The sequence below is a fragment of the Streptomyces sp. NPDC002463 genome (genome assembly GCF_042889835.1).
Classification (GTDB): Bacteria; Actinomycetota; Actinomycetes; order Streptomycetales; family Streptomycetaceae; genus Streptomyces; species Streptomyces nymphaeiformis.
On the sequence record NZ_JBIARL010000001.1, the window covers coordinates 613,879 to 631,287 of the forward strand.

Sequence of the window (17,409 nt, forward strand, 5' to 3'; positions counted from 1 at the left end):
GCGTCAGGGTCCGACGCCAGCAGGGGCCGTGGACGCGGCCGCGGTCACGACGACAGAGGGAAGACGTTCAGCAGATGCCGGAACGCCAGTCCACGGACGACAACAACCCGTTCGCGCCGCCGCCCGAGGGCCGGCCGGATCAGCCGTGGCAGCCGCGGCGACCGGAGGGCTCGGACGACGACACGTCCGGCACCCCGGACTCGTCGGGGCCGTCCGACGGCCGCTGGAGCCCGCGCCAGCCGGGCCCCTCCCAGGACGGCTTCGGGCGGGGTCCCGAGCGCCGGCAGGGAGGCGGTCAGGGCGGCCCCGAGGGTGGGCCCGGGCAGGGCCCGGGGATCCGCTGGGACCCGACGGACCCGGCGCAGCGACGCGCGCGGTACGCGATCCTCTCCGGCATGTGGGGCTTCTTCTTCGCGATCTTCGAGATCCCGGAGCTGGCGCTGCTGCTCGGCGCCCTCGGCCTCTACTGGGCGATCAGCTCGCTGCGCGCCAAGCCGAAGGCCCCGGCCGCGGAAGTGTCACCGACGTCACAGACGCCGGCCCCGCCCGCGGCGGCCCAGCCCACGGGTCAGGGCGCGACCGCCGCGACCGCTCCGCTGCGCTCGATGCGGACGGCGGCGATCAGCGGCCTCGTCGCGTCGAGCCTGGCGCTGATGATCGTCGCGGTGGGCTTCACGATGCAGCTCGTCTACCGGGACTTCTACGAGTGCCGCGACGACGCCCTGACCCACGCGGGCCAGCTGGCCTGCAACGACCTCCTGCCGAAGCCGCTGCGCGCGGGCTTCGGGGTGCGGGAGTAGTCAGTCGGTGGAGGGTGGCGGCGGGGGTGCTTCCCAGGCCGCCGGGAGGTAGTCGTACGGCTCGAAGCCGGGATCGTCGCCGAAGGGGTCGGCGTACGCGGCGGGGCGCGGGGCCGGGCGAGGGGCATCGCCGCCGTCCGGGCCCGGGCCGGTGCGGGCCTCCTCGCCCGCCGGGGCGTCGGGTACGGCGGCGTCCACGGGTCCGGACGAGGCGGCGACGGGCACGCCGACGGTGACGGAGGCGCCGACGGAGGCGCCCACGGACGGGGCGGCCGGGGCGGGTACGGGCGCAGGGGCGCTTGCGGCGGGGACGGGAGCGCGCTCGGGCCCGGGCCTCTCGGAGCGCGGCACTCGGCGGCCCCAGGCCCGTACCCCCATCGCCACCGGCACCCCCACGCAGACTCCCCACAGCACCGCCGCCGTGCCCGCCTGCCACCACACGGGACCGAACGCCGAGAGCCGGCCGGTGCCGAGCGGGCCGCCCGCCGCGCCCGCCAGGACGGCGACGGCCGCCCCGCACCCCCAGGCCGCGCCGAGCGCCGCCAGGGCCGCCTCCCGGGCCGCCCAGGTCCGTGCCGCGCGGCCCACCAGACGGCCCTGGAGCACGGCGGCGACCAGCGGGACCGCCGCGGCCGCCCAGTGGACCCAGGTGCCGCGGCCCTCGGCGGGCAGCGCGGCGAACAGCGGGAAGGGCGGCACGGCCGGGTCGCCGACGAGCCCGAGGGGCGTCGCGAGGGCCCCCGTACCGAGGGTGAAGCCCGGCCCGAGGCCGTACGCGGCTCCCCAGACGGCCGCGTTCGGCAGCAGCGCCAGGACGAGCAGCAGGACCGTCACCCGACCGGACCACTCCCCCGCGAGACCTTCGAACGAGGCCTGTGCGCGGCCCGCGTGCCAGGCGAGCGAGACGGCCGCGGCGACCGCGCCGCCGGCGAGGAGCGTCAGGGTCCCGAGCCCGGCGGCGCGCAGGGCGGCGGCCGCCTGCCGCTGCCCGGGCAGGGGGCGGCCGAGGGCCGTCCAGACGCCCGTGCCCGCGGCGCCGGCGGCGACGGCGGGGAGCCAGAGTCCGGCCGTGACGAGGTCGGCGGGCAGGGGGCCGCTCTCGCTGTAGACGACGACGCCGGCCGCCACGAGCAGGTACCCCCCGGCGACGGCGCCGACGGCGCCGCCAGGCGAGGGGCGCGGCCGGACCACGCCGTCCCCCGGGTCGAGGGTGTCGCGGGCGGCCCGGTGGACGAGCCAGACGGGCAGGGCGACGAGCAGCAGCGGGACGACGCCGAGGGGGGCGGGCAGTCCGGACAGGGTGTCCGTACGGACCAGGTCGACGCCGTGGGCGAGCAGCCAGATGCCGGCGGCGACGTGCAGGGCGCCGGCGGGACCGCTGTCGGGGTACGGGGAGCTGATCCAGGCCGCGATCACCAGGACGGCGAGGGCGCCGAGACCGAGCCCGGCGGCGACCGCGCCCCGGACGCAGGCGGTGGCGAGCGCGGCGGAACGGCCGCCCTGGACCAGGGGGTGCGGCTCGGTCACATGGGTCACGGGGTCATGCTGCCAACGACACGCGCTTTCGCCGCGTAACAGGCAAACCTCCGCTGTGTCGCTCAATATACGTTTATGTACTTTTCCGCCCAGAGCAGCTCTGCGGGAGGTCGACGCCGATGAGCCGGAGCACCGCGGATTCCGCATCGTCCGCCACCCTGCCGACCCCGAAGGAGCGGCGCAGGTTGCGTGAGGCCCTCGCCCTCACCGAGGAGCAGGTCGCCGAGGCCATGGGCGTCACGAAGGCCACGATCAGATCCTGGGAAACGGGCCGCTCAGCCCCCCGAGGCCGCAAACGCGAGGCGTACGCCCGCCTGCTGGGCACGGACGGCCCCCTCGGGCAGGAGGGGGATCGGGCGCCTGGGGAGGGGGCCCGGCCGGTACAGGCAGAGGCCCGGGCACACGAGGCGCAGCCGCACGCTCAGGCCGAGGCCCGAGCCGGGGTACAGCAGGCCGAGGACGAGGCCCGGCCGGACGGGCAACAGGACGAGACCGAGGCCCAGCCGGGCCGGGCCGAGGCGCAAGCGGTGCAGGCCCGGACGGAGGGCGTGCAGGCCCGGACGGAGGCCGTGCAGGCCCGGACGGAGGCCGTGCAGGCCCGGACGGAGGCCGTGCAGGCCCGGACGGAGGCCGTGCAGGCCCGGGCGGAGGCCGTGCAGGCCCGGGCGGAGGGCGAACCAGGTCGGCCGCAGGCCCAGGCCGAGGCGCAGGCCCATGTGGCCCGGCCGCAGGCCCAGGCCCAGGCCCCGCCCCCCGCTTCGGGGAACGTGCGGCCGCGGGCTGCCGGCAAGCGGGCCGCCGGACCGCCTCGGGGGCCGGTCCCGGTGCCGGGGATCGCTGCCGGGCCCGGGCGGAACGGGGCCTCGAAGGCGCCCGAGCGACTGAAACCGGTGGAGGCCCCGGCCGAGCCGGGCCTCACTCCCGAGGAGGCCTTCGACGCGCTGTACGCGTACGCCGCGCCGGGCCTGGTCCACCAGACGTACCTGCTGACCGGGCGCCGCGGGCTCTCCCGCGAGGCCGTCGAGCGCGCGTTCCACCACGCATGGGATCACTGGCCCGAGGTCGCCGTGGACGCGGACCCGGTGGGCTGGGTGCGGGCGACGGCGTACGAGTACGCCCTCTCCCCCTGGCACCGGTTCCGCCGCGCACACAAGCACCCCGACGCCCCGCCGGCCGAGGCGAACCGCCGGGCGCTGCTCGGCGCGCTGCTCGAACTGCCGCCGCCGTACCGCCGCACCGTCCTGCTCTACGACGGGCTCGGCCTGGACCTGCCGGAGACGGCCGCCGAGACGGAGGCGAGCACGCCCGCCGCCGCGAACCGGCTGCTGCACGCCCGCACGGTCATCGGGGAGCGGCTGCCCGAGCTCGCCGAGCCGGAGGCCCTGCACCGGCGCCTGAGCGCGCTGGTCGCGGAGGCCCCGACGGCGACCCTGTCGGCCGCCCGTACGATCCGGTCGGGCAGCGAGCGCCAGCGCCGCAAGTGGACGCAGGTGGTGCTCGGTGTCACGGCGGTCCTGATCGGCGTCACCGGCTTCACTGCGGCGACCGCGCCGACCCGCTACATCCCGGTGAACGCCCCCGGCGAGACCGTCAACGGCGTACCGGTGCGCGGCGGCCCGCAGAAGCTCCGCCCGGAGGACCTGGAACTCCGCGAGAAGCTGCGCTCCGAGCCCAACCCGGGCCCGGAGCGGCTGGTCCCGGCGGTCGAATAAGCCCGGACGCGAAGGAACGGGCCCCGCCCCCACCCGGTTTCCCGGGAGGGGCGGGGCCCGCTCACGTACTGCCCGCTGTCAGGCCGCCGTGCGAATCAGCCCGTTCAGCAGATTCAGCCGATTCAGCCGATTCAGCCCGCGAGGATCGCGCGCGCCAGCTTGGCCGTCTCGGTCGGCGTCTTGCCGACCTTGACGCCGGCGGCCTCGAGGGCCTCCTTCTTCGCCGCGGCGGTGCCGGAGGAGCCGGAGACGATGGCGCCGGCGTGGCCCATGGTCTTGCCCTCGGGCGCGGTGAAGCCCGCGACGTAGCCGACGACCGGCTTGGTGACGTTGGCCTTGATGAAGTCGGCCGCACGCTCCTCGGCGTCGCCGCCGATCTCGCCGATCATGACGATCAGGTCGGTGTCGGGGTCCGCCTCGAACGCCGCGAGGGCGTCGATGTGCGTGGTGCCGATGACCGGGTCGCCACCGATGCCGACGGCGGAGGAGAAGCCGAGGTCACGGAGCTCGTACATCATCTGGTACGTCAGCGTGCCGGACTTCGAGACCAGGCCGATGCGGCCCGGCTTCGTGATGTCGCCCGGGATGATGCCGGCGTTGGACTGGCCCGGGGTGATGAGACCGGGGCAGTTCGGGCCGATGAGGCGGGTCTTGTTGCCCTTCTCGACGGCGTACGCGTAGAACGCGGCCGAGTCGTGGACGGCGATGCCCTCGGTGATGACGACCGCGAGGGGGATCTCGGCGTCGATCGCCTCGACGACGGCGGCCTTCGCGAAGGCCGGCGGCACGAAGAGGACCGAGACGTTGGCGCCGGTCGCCTCCATGGCCTCCTTGACGGTGCCGAAGACCGGGACCTCGACGCCGTCGAAGTCGACCTTGGTGCCGGCCTTGCGCGGGTTCACGCCGCCGACGATGTTGGTGCCGTCACCCAGCATGAGCTTGGTGTGCTTCATGCCCGTGGCACCGGTCATGCCCTGGACGATGACCTTGCTGTCCTTGTTGAGGAAGATAGCCATGGCTGTGGTTTCCCCTGTCCCTTACTTCGCAGCCGCGAGCTCGGCGGCCTTGTCGGCCGCGCCGTCCATGGTGTCCACGCGCTGCACGAGCGGGTGGTTGGCGTCCGACAGGATCTTGCGACCCAGCTCCGCGTTGTTGCCGTCGAGGCGCACGACCAGCGGCTTGGTGACCTCTTCGCCCTTGGAGGCGAGGAGCTCCAGGGCCTGGACGATGCCGTTGGCGACCTCGTCACAGGCGGTGATGCCACCGAAGACGTTGACGAACACGGACTTGACGTCCGGGTCGCCCAGGATGATCTCCAGGCCGTTCGCCATGACCTCGGCGGAGGCGCCGCCACCGATGTCGAGGAAGTTGGCCGGCTTCACGCCGCCGTGGTTCTCACCGGCGTACGCGACGACGTCCAGGGTCGACATGACCAGGCCCGCGCCGTTGCCGATGATGCCGACCTGGCCGTCGAGCTTGACGTAGTTGAGGCCCTTGGCCTTGGCGGCAGCCTCGAGCGGGTTGGCTGCGGCCTTGTCCTCGAGCGCCTCGTGCTCCGGCTGACGGAAGTCGGCGTTCTCGTCGAGGGACACCTTGCCGTCGAGGGCCAGGATGTCGCCGGAGGCGACCTTGGCCAGCGGGTTGACCTCGACGAGGAGCGCGTCCTCGGCGACGAAGGTCTTCCACAGGGTCACGAGGACCTCGGCGACCTTCTCGGCCACGTCGGCCGGGAACTGCGCCAGGGCCACGATCTCGCGGGCCTTCTCGATGTCGACGCCCTTGTTGGAGTCGACCGGCACCTTCGCGAGCTTCTCGGGGGTCGTCGCGGCGACCTCCTCGATGTCCATGCCACCGGCGACGGACGCCATGGCGAGGAAGGTGCGGTTGGTGCGGTCGAGGAGGTACGAGACGTAGTACTCCTCGACGATCTCCGGAGCGGTCTCCGCGATCATCACCTTGTGGACCGTGTGGCCCTTGATGTCCATCCCGAGGATGTCCGTCGCGCGGGCGACGGCCTCGTCCGGGGTGGAGGCCAGCTTGACGCCGCCGGCCTTGCCGCGGCCACCGACCTTCACCTGCGCCTTGACGACCGACTTGCCGCCAAGACGCTCGGTGGCCTCGCGCGCCGCCTCAGGCGTGTCGATGACTTCACCGGCCAGCACCGGTACACCGTGCTTGGCGAAGAGGTCCCTCGCCTGGTACTCGAACAGGTCCACGCGCGTCCGTCCCTTTTCTGATGATCGCGGTTCGTTGTCTGCGTGGGCGTGCCGCGAAGGGCAACGTGACTGCGCTGTCACAAGGGAGGCGTGCACGGAGTCCGTGGACGCGGCATGTCCGTCTCGCAGGTTATCCCCGTGGGCCGTGGGTCCCTAAATCGCAGATCACAACAGAGCGGTGATACGGGTCACAGACCGTACGGGTCGGGGGGCTGTCCGTAGGGGTGGCGGTACGGTCCCGGAGGCCCCTCGTGGCAGGCGGGGACTGGCCTGCGCGCCCCTCACGACGCGCCGGGCGCGAGGGTGAGGGCCGTTCCGCCACGCGTGTGATATGGACCTCAATCGGGTCGCGGGCGCCCGAGTGGGTGGTCCTTCGGCGACGGATTCCGCACCGCTCACGGCTCGGGTATCGGCAGGGGGCGCTTCTCCAGGGCGGCCGCCATGACCTCCGGGAACAGGTCGGGGGTGCAGGCGAAGGCCGGGACGCCGAGCGCGGCGAGCGCCGCCGCGTGGTCCCGGTCGTAGGCGGGGGCGCCCTCGTCGGAGAGCGCGAGCAGCGCGACGAACTGGACGCCGGAGGCCTTCATCGCCGCGACCCGCTTCAGCATCTCGTCGCGGATGCCTCCCTCGTACAGGTCGCTGACGAGGACGACGACGGTGTCGGCGGGGCGCGTGATCCGCGACTGGCAGTAGGCGAGGGCGCGGTTGATGTCGGTGCCGCCGCCGAGCCGGGTGCCGAAGAGGACGTCGACCGGGTCGCCGAGCTGCTCGGTCAGGTCGACGACGGAGGTGTCGAAGACGACGAGGCGGGTGGCGAGCGACCGCATCGAGGCGAGCACCGCGCCGAAGACGGCGGCGTGCACGACGGAGGCGGCCATGGAGCCCGACTGGTCGACGCAGAGCACGATCTCCTTCCGGACCGCCCGGGAGGCGCGCCCGTGGCCGACGAGCCGCTCGGGGACGACCGTGCGGTGCTCGGGCAGGTAGTGCTTGAGGTTGGCGCGGATCGTGCGGTCCCAGTCGATGTCGCGGTGGCGGGGGCGGCTGATCCGTGCAGAGCGGTCGAGCGCGCCGCCGACGGTGGCGCGGGTGCGGGTGGCGAGGCGCCTCTCCAGGTCGTCGACGACCTTGCGGACGACGGCCCGGGCGGTCTCCCGGGTCGTCTCGGGCATCGCCTTGCCGAGGGAGAGGAGGGTGCCGACGAGGTGCACGTCGGCCTCGACGGCCTCCAGCATCTCCGGCTCCAGGAGGAGGGTGGCGAGCCCGAGCCGGTCGATCGCGTCGCGCTGCATGACCTGGACGACGGAGCTCGGGAAGTACGTGCGGATGTCGCCGAGCCAGCGGGCGACGGAGGGCGCGGAGGCGCCGAGCCCTGCCGAGCGGTGACCGCTGTCGGCCGTGCGGTCGTAGAGCGCGGTGAGGGCCCGGTCCATGGCGGCGTCGGTGCCGGTGAGCGCCCGGCCGGTGCCGTCGGCGTCGCCGCCGCCCAGGACGAGGCGCCAGCGCCGCAGCCGCTCGTCGTCGGTGAGGGTCATGCGGGGGCCTCCGTTCCGAGGGTTCCGAGAATGAGGTGGAGCAGCGGCAGCACGGCGTCGGCGCGCGCCGGGTCGGGGGTGGGGGCGAAGCCGGGCGGGAAGGTGTCGTACGCGGCGGCGCGACCATGGGCCGGACCGCGCGCGACGAGCTCCCCGAGGGTGCGGCGCACCCCCTGCTCGTACCCGGAGAAGGTGCGCCGGAGCAGCGGCAGGACATCGGCGAACGCCCCGGCCGGGACGGACGTCAGCCAGGCGTCGACCAGCCCGAGGAGCCGCTCGTCGTGCACGAGGAGCAGCCCGCCGCCGGAGGCCCCGCCGACGAACCCGTCGATCCAGCCGGCGGCGTCACCGGGCGGGACGCCGGGCGAGAGCGCCCGGCTCATGAGCAGCCCGGCCTCATCGCCCCCGACCCATCCCTCGTCGACCAACAACCGAGCGGCCCGCCCCCGCAGAACACCGGGTATCCGCTCCCGCCCGGCAAGCACCCGGAGCACACAGACCCAGCGGTGGAGGAGACCGTCCGGGCTCCGGGGGCGGTCGGGGTCACCGAGGCGGTCGGGACCGTCCGGGTCGTCGAGGCCGTTCGCTCTCTCGGGGCGGTCGGGACCGTCCGGGCGCTCGGGGCCGTGCGGGCCCTCGGGGTCGCCTGGGTCGCCTGGGCGCCCGGAACGGTGCTCGCCCTCGGGGCGGTCCGCGAGGAGGCCGATCGCGGTGTGGACGGCGTCGAGCCGGTCCCGCATCTGCGCGGCGGCGTCCGTGTCGAGGGCGGCGCAGGCGGGCGGCAGGCCGACGCAGATCCGCTCGGCGAGCCCGGCCGCAACCTCGCCGAGGGCGGCCGTGCCGGTGCCGCGGACGTCGCCGTAGCGCAGGGCGCGGGCCAGCGCCGGGAGGGCCTGGGCGAGATGGGCGACGTCGGTGTCGAGCGCGGCCCGGTCGGCGAGCGCCCGCATGACGACGGGCAGCGCGTCCGTGAGCCCGGCGAGGAGGCACTGCTCGGCGAGGGCGGTGATGTCACCGAGGGCGGTCGCGGCGAGGGCGCGGGACTCGGCCCGGGCGGTGGCGGCGGCCTCGACGGTGGTGCCCCAGACGCCGGCCTCGGCGACCCGGACGTGCAGTTCGGGCTCCCAGCGCAGCCGCCAGGTCTCCCGGAAGGTGCCGGTGCCGGACCGCCCGGCGGCCGGCTCGCCCCAGGGGACGCCGAGGAGGCGCAGCCGGTGCAGCAGGCGGCTGCGCTCGCCGTCGGTGTCCTTGCGGAGGTCGAGTCCGAGCTCGCGCTCCTGTGCCTCGGGCTTGAGGCGCAGAGTGCGCTGGCGTCGGGCCAGATCGCGCTGGAGGGGTACGGCGGGGGCGGCGGCCGGGACCTCGCCGAGGACGTCGCCGACGACGAGGCGGTCGCGGACGAGGTCGAGCGGCACGTCGGAGCCCTCGCAGAGGACGGCGCGGACGGCGTCGGTCGTCTCGTCGAGGCCGGGGCGCGGGCGGCCGCGCAGGGCGGCGAGGGTCTCGGCGAGCCGGACGGCCTCGATGACGTGGGCGGAGGAGACGGGGTGGTCCTCGGCCCTGAGGAGGCCGGCGACCTTGGTCATCCAGCGCTCGACGGGCCGGTCGGGGGCGGCGAAGAGGTGCGCGTACCAGCCGGGCGCGTCGATCCCGGCGCCGTAGCCGGAGCGGCGGGCGAGCCTGCGGTGGGTCCAGGGGACCCAGGTCAGCTCGGCCTTCGCCCGGGGCAGGCCCTTCAGGAGGGCCTTGTCGGCGGCGACGGTGGTCCTGCGAGTGAGCGCGGGCACGTGCCAGGCGCCGCAGACGACGGCGACGGAGTCCCCGAACTCCTTGCGGGCGGCGCGCAGCTTGAGCCGCATGTGCGCCTCGCGGACGAGGTCGCGGGGGTGGCCGCCGTGTCCGTACGTCTCGCGGAGGGCGCCCATGGCCTCGGCGAGGGCGGTGAAGGGGGCGGTGGGGTCGCCGTCGGCACGCAGCTCGACGACGTCCTCCCACCAGCGCTCCGCGTCCTCGTACCCGGCGGCCCGGGCGAGTTCGGCGACGGGGTCGATCCGCAGGCCGCTGCCGCTGACTTCGTCCTCCTCGTCGGTCCAGGTGGGGTCGGCGGCGGCGAGGGTGTGGGCGGCGGGGAGGTCGACGAAGCGGACGGCGGCGCCGTGGTCGAGGGCCCAGCGGATCGCGACCCACTCGGGCGAGAACGCGGCCATCGGCCAGAACGCGGCCCGCCCGGGGTCGTCCACGGCGTGGGCGAGCAGGGCGACGGGCGGCCGCATGTCCGGGTCGGCGGCGAGCGCGACGAGGGCGTCGGCCTCGGCAGGCCCCTCGACGAGAACCACGTCGGGCCGCACCGCCTCGAGCGCGGCCCGCACCCCCCGCGCGGACCCCGGCCCGTGATGCCGCACCCCGAGCAGCAGGGGCCCGCCTGACCGGGCGGCGAGACCGCCCGAGCCGGAGCCGGAGTCCGCAGTCGAAGCGGCGTCGGCGGGGCCGGCCGAGCCGGGGCCGGAGTCCGCAGCCGAAGCGGCGTCGGCGGGGCCGGCCGAGCCGGGGCGGGTGCCCGAGGCCGGGCCCGCGTCCGGAGGTGCGGCCGGTGCCGGGGCGCCCCGGCCCGTGCCCGACGGGCGGCCGGGGTGCGGCGCCCGGTGCGCGTCCGGCGCCCGCGACGGGTCCGGCACCCGACCCGCGTCCGGGGTCGTAGGGGCGGCCGTCATGTGCTCACCTCGCGGCAGGCGCGGTAGAAGTCCTTCCAGCCGTCCCTCTCCCTGACGACCGTCTCCAGGTACTCCTGCCAGACGACCCCGTCGGCCGCCGGGTCGCGGACGACCGCGCCGAGGATGCCGGCGGCGACGTCGGCGGGGCGCAGGACGCCGTCGCCGAAGTGGGCGGCGAGGGCGAGTCCGCCGGTGACGACGGAGATCGCCTCGGCCGTGGAGAGCGTCCCCGAGGGGGACTTGACCCTCGTCCGGCCGTCGGTCGTGACCCCGTCCCGCAGCTCGCGGAAGACGGTGACGACCCGGCGGATCTCGTCGGCGCCGTCGGGCAGGGCGGGCAGTTCGAGGGAGCGTCCGAGCTGCTCGACCCGGCGGGAGACGATGTCGACCTCGGCCTCGGGGGTCGCGGGCAGCGGGAGCACGACGGTGTTGAAGCGGCGGCGCAGGGCGCTGGAGAGCTCGTTGACGCCCCGGTCCCGGTCGTTGGCGGTGGCGATCAGGTTGAAGCCGGGGACGGCCTGCACCTCCTGGCCCAGCTCGGGGACGGGCAGGGTCTTCTCGGACAGGATCGTGATGAGCGTGTCCTGCACGTCGGCGGGGATGCGGGTGAGTTCCTCGACGCGGGCGGTCATGCCCCGGGTCATCGCGCGCATGACGGGGCTGGGGACGAGGGCGTCCCGGCTGGGCCCGTGGGCGAGGAGCTGCGCGTAGTTCCAGCCGTACCGGATGGCCTCCTCGGGCGTGCCTGCGGTGCCCTGGACGAGGAGGGTGGAGTCGCCGCTGACGGCGGCGGCGAGGTGCTCGGAGACCCAGGTCTTGGCGGTGCCGGGGACGCCGAGCAGGAGCAGCGCCCGGTCGGTGGCGAGCGTGGTGACGGCGACTTCCACGATGCGGCGCGGTCCGACGTACTTGGGCGTGATGACGGTCCCGTCGGGGAGCGTGCCGCCGAGGAGGTAGGTGGCGACGGCCCAGGGCGAGAGGCGCCAGCGGGCGGGCCGGGGCCGGTCGTCGGCGGCGGCGAGGGCCGCGAGTTCACGGGCGAAGGCGTGCTCGGCGTGCGGCCGCAGGGCCTCGGCCGTGGTCTGCGGCCGTCCCGGTCCGGCGTCCGTCTCGACACCGGAACCGGGCGTGGCGATGGTTTCGGGCACGGGCATGGATCCCCCTCCAGATCGTTCGACCTGCTGTGCGATCCACCGTGCACCATGCCACTGACAATCGATCGTCGACCGGATGTCGCCGCTGGTCAGGGCCTGTTGGGGAGCTGAGGGAGGGTCAGCCGACGATCGGGGAGACGGCGACGCAGCCGCCCGCCATCGCCTGCTCGCCCTTGGCCTCCTTGATGACCTTGCCGTCGTGGATGACCTTGCAGGTGAGGCCGGCGGGGTCGAGCGAGATCGGCATGACGGCCGGCGGCATGATGCCCTTCAGGGTCACCGTCTTCTTCCACGGCGTGGCCGGCTTCTTCTCGGTCTCGATCTTCGGCTCCATCGCGGTGCCGCCGCCGGCGTGGTAGTCGATCGACTCGATGCCCTTGCCGCTGACCTCGTACGTGACCTCGTAGGTTTCGTCGACGGACTTGTCGACCTGGTCGGCGGCCTTCTCGGCGACCTCGGAGCAGGCCCCGAGTCCGAGGGCGAGGCCGGCGACGGCGAGGGCCGAGGCGGCGGTGCGGGCGGTGCGCTTCATGGGGTCCCCTGGGCGGCGTGGTGCGGTTCTTCGGTCGCCGCAGAAAACCGTAAAGGGATAGTAAAGTCAAGTCGTCGCTCCCGCCACCGCCTCTCCCGGAACCACCAGGTCAGAGGCGTTGTCAGTGGCCCCCTCTACCGTCGAGGACATGAATGCCATGGGGGAGCACTGGACGGTGGAACAGGTGCTGGCACTCGCTCCTGACGAAGCGTCGCGGGGAGCGGGAGCCGAGCTCGGCGCGGCCGGGCCCTGGTCGGAGACGGGGTGCGGCGACGGCGCCGTCTGGGGCCTGTGCAAGGGCAGCGGGAGCGTGCCGTACCGGACGGTCGTCGACACCACGGGGCCCGCGTACTCCTGCGACTGCCCCAGCCGGAAGTCCCCCTGCAAGCACGCGCTCGGCCTGCTGCTGCTCCGCGCGGCCGACGGGATCGCCGCCGGGGACTCCCCCGCGCCGGGCTGGGCCGCGCGATGGCTCACCGCGCGGCGCGGGCGGGCCGGGGACGCGGTCCCGGGGGCGGCGGCGGACCCCGCGGCGGCGCGCCGCCGGACCGAGCGCAGAGCGGCCCGGATCACCGCGGGCGCCCAGGAGTTGGAGGAGCGGCTCGCCGATCTGCTGCGCGGCGGCCTGGCGGCGGCCGGGCAGACGGGGTACGGGCTGTGGGAGGAGACGGCGGCCCGCATGGTCGACGCCCAGGCGCCGGGGCTGGCCGGGCGGGTCAGGGAGCTGGGGGCGATACCGGGCTCGGGGCCGGGCTGGCCGGTGCGGCTCCTGGAGGAGTGCGCGCTGACCCGTCTCCTCGACCGGGCGTGGCTGGCGGCGGACCGGCTGCCCGCCCCGTTCGCGGCGACGGTGCGGACCCGGGTGGGCCTCACCTCCCCGGCCGACGGCGTCCCGGTGCGGGATCACTGGCTGGTCCTCGCCCAGTACGACGCGTCCGACGCCCGGCTGACGACCCGCCGGATCTGGCTGCACGGCACGACGACCGGGCGCACCGCGCTCCTGCTCTCCTTCGGCGCGGCGGGCAGAGCGCCCCGACTCGCGCTCCCCGTCGGCGCACTGCTGGACGGCGAGCTGACCCCGCACACCGGCTCGGGCCAGGTGCGGGCGGAGCCGGGCGAGCGGTTCGTCCCGGTCGCGGGCCCCGTCGCGCCGCCGGCGGGCGGCCCGGTCGGCGCGGCGCTCGACGCGTACGGCCGCGCGCTGGCCGAGGACCCGTGGCTGGACTCGTGGCCGGTGACGCTGACCGGAGTCGTACCGGCGCCCGCGGATTACGGCTGGCAGCTCGCCGACGCCGACGGCCGCGAGGCACTGCCCCTGACGCCCGCCGCCCAGTCGCGCCCCGGTCTCTGGCGCCTGGTCGCCCTGTCCGGCGGCGCCCCGGTGACCGTCTTCGGGGAGGTCGGGCACCGGGGGTTCACCCCGCTCGCCGCCTGGTCGCCGGAGACCCCCGGCGAGACGGTCCCCCTCATATGACGCCCGGCCACCGCGCACCGACCCACCGGAGGAGCCCGATGGACACGACCACCGCGCCCGCCGCGACGGCGGGAGACACGACCGACGACGTGAGCCGCACGACCGCGCCCGACCACGACGCGAGCCGTGCGACCACGCCCGCACCGGCCGAGAGGGCCGCGCCGCAGACCCCGGCCCGGCCGGCAGCCACGGTCACGACCGCGGCCGTCGCCGCCCGCGCCGGGGCGCCCTGGGAGGAGCTCGTCAGCTCGGCGATGCTGGGGACGGACCGGCGGCCGCCCGCCGGGCTCGCGGCCACAACGGCGGCCAGGGACATGCCGGGTGCACTGCTCGACGCCGCAGCGCTGCACACCATACGGCGCAGGGCGGGGCTGCGGCCCGGGCCCGCCGCGCCCCTGCCGGAGCCGGCTCCGGAGGACCCCCGCGCACCGCTGCCCGAGGCCGCCCGGCTGCGGCTCGACCAGCTGCTCGCCGGGCGGGCCGCGCCCTCGCCCGCCGGGCGGCGCGGGGCCGCCCCCGACCTGGCCGAGCTGCTCCCCCAGTGGCTGGCCCTCGCCAACCGGCACGGCTACAAGGCACCGCCCGCCGCCCTGCCGGCGCTGCTCGACGCGGCCAGGGCCCGCACCGATCTGCGGCCCCAGGCGCTGCGCCTGGCCGGTCCGCGGGGACTGTGGCTGGCCCGGCTCAACCCCGAATGGCGGTTCGCACTCCGGGGCACGGGCGCGGGCGGCCGGCTCCCGTCCGCGCAGGAACCGGAGGGGGTGCGCGCGCTGTGGGACGAGGGCCTGTTCGCCGAGCGGGTCGCCCTGCTCACCGCCGTACGGACCGAGGATCCGGCCGCGGGGCGCGCGCTCCTCGCGTCGACCTGGTCGGCCGAGCGGGCGGAGGACCGGCTGATGTTCCTGGACTCGCTGCGTGCCGGACTGTCCGACGCCGACGAGGAGTTCCTGGAGGAGGCCCTCGGCGACCGCAGCCGCAACGTCCGGGCCACCGCCGCCGAGCTGCTCTCCGCCCTGCCGGCCTCCGCCCTCGCGGGCCGGATGGCGGGCCGGGCCGCGACCTGCGTCGGCCTGGACCGGACGGCCCCGGTACCGACCATCGCCGTCGAGGCCCCGCACGAGTGCGACGCGGCGATGCAGCGGGACGGCCTGGTGGCGACGCCCCCGGCGGGGCGGGGCGAGCGTTCCTGGTGGCTGGGCCAGCTCGTCGAGGCGGCGCCGCTGCCGTCCTGGCAGGCCAGGTTCGGGGGGCGCGGCCCGGAGGAGATCGTGGCGCTGCCGGTCGCCGACGACTGGCAGGGCGAGCTGCACGCAGCCTGGTGCCGAGCCGCCGTGCGGCAGCGGGACCCGGCGTGGTCGCGGGCGCTGCTCGGCTCCCCCGCGGTCCCGCCCGCGACGGGCCCCGGCACCTCGTCCCTGGCGGAGCGCGCCCAGCTCCTGTCGACGCTGCCCGTGGAGGAACGGGCGCGCTGGGTCGCCTCGTTCGTCGCGGCGCACGGCCTGTCGGAGGCGTTCCAGCTGCTCGGCGTCTGTGCCGTCCCCTGGGCGGAACCTCTGGGCGCGGCCGTGATCGACGCCCTCGACATCGCGCGGGAGGCGGGCAGTTACCCGTGGAGCTTCAGCGGGGTGATGGGCCTGGCGGAGCGCTGTCTCGCGCCGGAGGCGGCACGACAGCTGGAGTCCCTGACGGCCCGCCCGGACGAGGCTGAGGACAGCTCCCCCGGCGCGGGCGACTACTGGGCGGAGGCTTTCCAGCGCCTGGTCTCCACCCTCCGCCTCCGCGCGACGATGCACGCGGAGCTCACCCCGTGAGGCGGGTCGCCCGGAAGGCTCACGCGGTGACGCGCGGTTCACCCGGAAGGATCACGCCGTGACGCGCGCCGGACGCCGCGAAGGCTCACGCGGTGACACGCCGGGCGCCGGGCCGGCTCCCGAAACGCCGACAGGGCCCTCCCGTACGGAAGGGCCCTGTCGGAGGACAAGCACCGGGCAGCGGACGAGCGCCGCTCAGCGGGACAAGCACCGCGCAGCGGTTACGCGGCGACGCGGATGTTCGCGTTCACCCAGTCGACGATGGACGCGGTCGTCGCGCCCGGCGTGAAGATCTCCGCCACGCCCTTCTCCTTCAGCGGCGGGATGTCCGCGTCGGGGATGATGCCGCCGCCGAAGACCTTGATGTCCTCCGCGTCGCGGTCCTTGAGGAGCTCCAGGACCTTCACGAACAGCGTGTTGTGCGCCCCGGAGAGGATCGAGAGGCCGATCGCGTCGGCGTCCTCCTGGATCGCGGTGTCGACGATCTGCTCGGGCGTCTGGTGGAGCCCGGTGTAGATGACCTCCATGCCCGCGTCGCGGAGCGCCCTCGCGATGACCTTGGCCCCGCGATCGTGGCCGTCGAGACCCGGCTTGGCGACGACCACGCGGATCGGACCGCTCACACCCATCACTGCCTCCACATGCGACCCCCGCGCCTCTTTGCCGGGGAGGTGAACGAACGTTATCCCCAGCATCCCGCACCCGGCCGTTTCGCGGTGGCCACCGAGGGGGAAATCACACGTGGGACATGTTCGCTCTGCGTCGTCCCCGCTTTCGGGCCCTCCTCCTGGGCCCACCAGCCGCAAGCGGGGCCGGTCGCGAAGGGAGCCGCGACGAGGTCGCCGCGCCCCGTGCCGTCGTCCGTACGGCACGGGGCGCGGCGGACCGGCGTACCGTTCGGCCCCGCGTGCCGTACGGGAGGCCGGCCATGGAGCTCGGCAAAGTCACCGCCCTGATGAAGGCCACCGCGCTGGAAATCGCGATCCTCACCGGCCATCTCGTCCTCTACCCGTCCGGGATCGTCGCCGAGCGGCTCTCCCCCGCCAAGACCCCGGCCAGGACGCCCACCACGGCGGCCACCGAGCCCCCCGCGCCGCCCACGCCCCTCGCCCAGGGCACCCGCCCGGTCGTCCTCCTGCACGGCTTCGTCGACAACCGTTCGGTCTTCGTCCTGCTGCGCCGCTCCCTCCTCCGGAACGGCCGTGACTGCGTCGAGTCGCTCAACTACTCCCCGCTCACGTGTGACCTGCGGGCCGCCGCCGAGCTGCTCGGCCGCCGGGTGGACGAGATCCGCGCCCGTACCGGACACGAAGAGGTCGACATCGTCGGGCACAGCCTGGGCGGGCTCATCGCCCGCTATTACGTACAGCGACTGGGCGGCGACACCAGGGTGCGCACCCTGGTCATGCTCGGCACCCCGCACGCGGGCACGAGGGTGGCCCCGCTCGCCGACGCGCATCCGCTGGTGCGGCAGATGCGGCCCGGTTCGGAGGTCCTGCGGGAGCTCGCCGGGCCCGCGCCGGGCTGCCGGACGCGGTTCGTGAGCTTCTGGAGCGATCTGGACCAGGTGATGGTGCCGGTGGAGACCGCCAGCCTCGACCATCCCGACCTGCTCGTGCACAACGTGCGGGTGAGCGGGATCGGCCATCTCGCGCTGCCCGTGCATCCGACGGTGGCCGCGGGGGTCCGCGAGGCCCTCGACGCGGGTGGTCCGGCCGTCTCCGGGACGCGGGAGGAAGGGCCGGGCGCCACCTCCGTCGCCTGACCGCGCGACACCGTTCTTCGAACGTTCATCGAACACAAGGCCAAAGCTCTCCACCCGACCTGGCAAAACGCGGCCGATTGCCCGTTTCCTGCGGGCCCAAACCCTGCGGAAGATTGTCCGCCGCGCGTACCGCCGGGTACAGTCGCGCCACTGCTTACCCCCG

Annotated in this window: 13 protein-coding genes; 5 read left to right on the forward strand and 8 right to left on the reverse strand. The window is 75.3% G+C overall.

Going from position 1 to position 17,409, the window contains the following annotated elements; translation table 11 throughout:
- Positions 1-74 precede the first annotated feature (74 nt).
- A complete protein-coding gene (locus ACFYX3_RS02825) occupies positions 75-800 on the forward strand; it encodes a hypothetical protein (protein WP_389007401.1) in 726 nt (241 codons plus the stop codon).
- On the opposite strand, the gene ACFYX3_RS02830 is transcribed toward ACFYX3_RS02825, so the two are convergent.
- Positions 801-2,336 carry a DUF6350 family protein gene (locus ACFYX3_RS02830; RefSeq protein WP_389007403.1) on the reverse strand — a complete coding sequence of 512 codons (1,536 nt, stop codon included), beginning with the start codon at positions 2,334-2,336 and terminating at the stop codon, positions 801-803.
- Between the two features lie 119 nt (positions 2,337-2,455).
- Here ACFYX3_RS02830 and ACFYX3_RS02835 point away from each other — a divergent pair, with 119 nt between their 5' ends.
- The gene (locus ACFYX3_RS02835) at positions 2,456-4,048 is read left to right on the forward strand and encodes a sigma factor-like helix-turn-helix DNA-binding protein (RefSeq protein ID WP_389007405.1); all 1,593 of its coding nucleotides are present in this window, start codon (positions 2,456-2,458) and stop codon (positions 4,046-4,048) included.
- Positions 4,049-4,179: 131 nt separating this feature from the next.
- Here ACFYX3_RS02835 and sucD read toward each other — a convergent pair whose 3' ends face one another.
- From sucD to ACFYX3_RS02865, 6 genes are all read right to left on the reverse strand, one after another.
- Complete coding sequence (gene sucD / locus ACFYX3_RS02840; protein ID WP_389007407.1) at positions 4,180-5,064, reverse strand: succinate--CoA ligase subunit alpha; 885 nt, start codon at positions 5,062-5,064, stop codon at positions 4,180-4,182.
- Between the two features lie 21 nt (positions 5,065-5,085).
- Complete coding sequence (gene sucC, locus ACFYX3_RS02845; protein WP_389007409.1) at positions 5,086-6,264, reverse strand: ADP-forming succinate--CoA ligase subunit beta; 1,179 nt, start codon at positions 6,262-6,264, stop codon at positions 5,086-5,088.
- Positions 6,265-6,659: 395 nt separating this feature from the next.
- On the reverse strand, positions 6,660-7,799 hold the full coding sequence (locus ACFYX3_RS02850; RefSeq protein ID WP_389007411.1) for a VWA domain-containing protein: 1,140 nt from the start codon (positions 7,797-7,799) through the stop codon (positions 6,660-6,662).
- Positions 7,796-10,510: a DUF5682 family protein gene (locus ACFYX3_RS02855; protein ID WP_389007413.1), complete on the reverse strand. Its 2,715-nt coding sequence runs from the start codon at positions 10,508-10,510 to the stop codon at positions 7,796-7,798. The genes ACFYX3_RS02850 and ACFYX3_RS02855 overlap by 4 nt, the downstream gene beginning before the upstream one ends.
- Positions 10,507-11,664 carry an AAA family ATPase gene (locus tag ACFYX3_RS02860; protein ID WP_389007415.1) on the reverse strand — a complete coding sequence of 386 codons (1,158 nt, stop codon included), beginning with the start codon at positions 11,662-11,664 and terminating at the stop codon, positions 10,507-10,509. The genes ACFYX3_RS02855 and ACFYX3_RS02860 overlap by 4 nt, the downstream gene beginning before the upstream one ends.
- Before the next feature lie 118 nt (positions 11,665-11,782).
- Positions 11,783-12,196 carry a hypothetical protein gene (locus tag ACFYX3_RS02865; RefSeq protein ID WP_389007417.1) on the reverse strand — a complete coding sequence of 138 codons (414 nt, stop codon included), beginning with the start codon at positions 12,194-12,196 and terminating at the stop codon, positions 11,783-11,785.
- 148 nt (positions 12,197-12,344) lie between these two features.
- Between ACFYX3_RS02865 and ACFYX3_RS02870 the strand changes: the two genes are divergently transcribed.
- Together ACFYX3_RS02870 and ACFYX3_RS02875 are read left to right on the forward strand one after the other, a co-directional pair.
- Positions 12,345-13,670, forward strand: a complete 1,326-nt coding sequence (locus tag ACFYX3_RS02870; RefSeq protein WP_389007419.1) for an SWIM zinc finger family protein — start codon at positions 12,345-12,347, stop codon at positions 13,668-13,670.
- Positions 13,671-13,708: 38 nt separating this feature from the next.
- Positions 13,709-15,481 carry a DUF5691 domain-containing protein gene (locus ACFYX3_RS02875; protein ID WP_389007421.1) on the forward strand — a complete coding sequence of 591 codons (1,773 nt, stop codon included), beginning with the start codon at positions 13,709-13,711 and terminating at the stop codon, positions 15,479-15,481.
- A gap of 221 nt (positions 15,482-15,702) precedes the next feature.
- Here the strand turns inward: ACFYX3_RS02875 and ACFYX3_RS02880 are convergent, their stop codons facing one another.
- Complete coding sequence (locus tag ACFYX3_RS02880; RefSeq protein WP_116159276.1) at positions 15,703-16,110, reverse strand: cobalamin B12-binding domain-containing protein; 408 nt, start codon at positions 16,108-16,110, stop codon at positions 15,703-15,705.
- A gap of 299 nt (positions 16,111-16,409) precedes the next feature.
- On the opposite strand from ACFYX3_RS02880, the gene ACFYX3_RS02885 reads away from it, so the two are divergent.
- Positions 16,410-17,246: a lipase family alpha/beta hydrolase gene (locus ACFYX3_RS02885; protein ID WP_389007424.1), complete on the forward strand. Its 837-nt coding sequence runs from the start codon at positions 16,410-16,412 to the stop codon at positions 17,244-17,246.
- Positions 17,247-17,409 lie beyond the last annotated feature (163 nt).

Excerpts from the sequence above, each read along its gene's own strand:
- ACFYX3_RS02825 (WP_389007401.1), top strand. The coding sequence starts at position 75 with ATGCCGGAACGCCAGTCCACGGACGACAACAACCCGTTCGCGCCGCCG.
- ACFYX3_RS02835 (WP_389007405.1), top strand. The coding sequence starts at position 2,456 with ATGAGCCGGAGCACCGCGGATTCCGCATCGTCCGCCACCCTGCCGACC.
- sucD (WP_389007407.1), bottom strand. The coding sequence starts at position 5,064 with ATGGCTATCTTCCTCAACAAGGACAGCAAGGTCATCGTCCAGGGCATG.
- ACFYX3_RS02850 (WP_389007411.1), bottom strand. The coding sequence starts at position 7,799 with ATGACCCTCACCGACGACGAGCGGCTGCGGCGCTGGCGCCTCGTCCTG.
- ACFYX3_RS02855 (WP_389007413.1), bottom strand. The coding sequence starts at position 10,510 with ATGACGGCCGCCCCTACGACCCCGGACGCGGGTCGGGTGCCGGACCCG.
- ACFYX3_RS02860 (WP_389007415.1), bottom strand. The coding sequence starts at position 11,664 with ATGCCCGTGCCCGAAACCATCGCCACGCCCGGTTCCGGTGTCGAGACG.
- ACFYX3_RS02865 (WP_389007417.1), bottom strand. The coding sequence starts at position 12,196 with ATGAAGCGCACCGCCCGCACCGCCGCCTCGGCCCTCGCCGTCGCCGGC.
- ACFYX3_RS02870 (WP_389007419.1), top strand. The coding sequence starts at position 12,345 with ATGAATGCCATGGGGGAGCACTGGACGGTGGAACAGGTGCTGGCACTC.
- ACFYX3_RS02875 (WP_389007421.1), top strand. The coding sequence starts at position 13,709 with ATGGACACGACCACCGCGCCCGCCGCGACGGCGGGAGACACGACCGAC.
- ACFYX3_RS02880 (WP_116159276.1), bottom strand. The coding sequence starts at position 16,110 with ATGGGTGTGAGCGGTCCGATCCGCGTGGTCGTCGCCAAGCCGGGTCTC.
- ACFYX3_RS02885 (WP_389007424.1), top strand. The coding sequence starts at position 16,410 with ATGGAGCTCGGCAAAGTCACCGCCCTGATGAAGGCCACCGCGCTGGAA.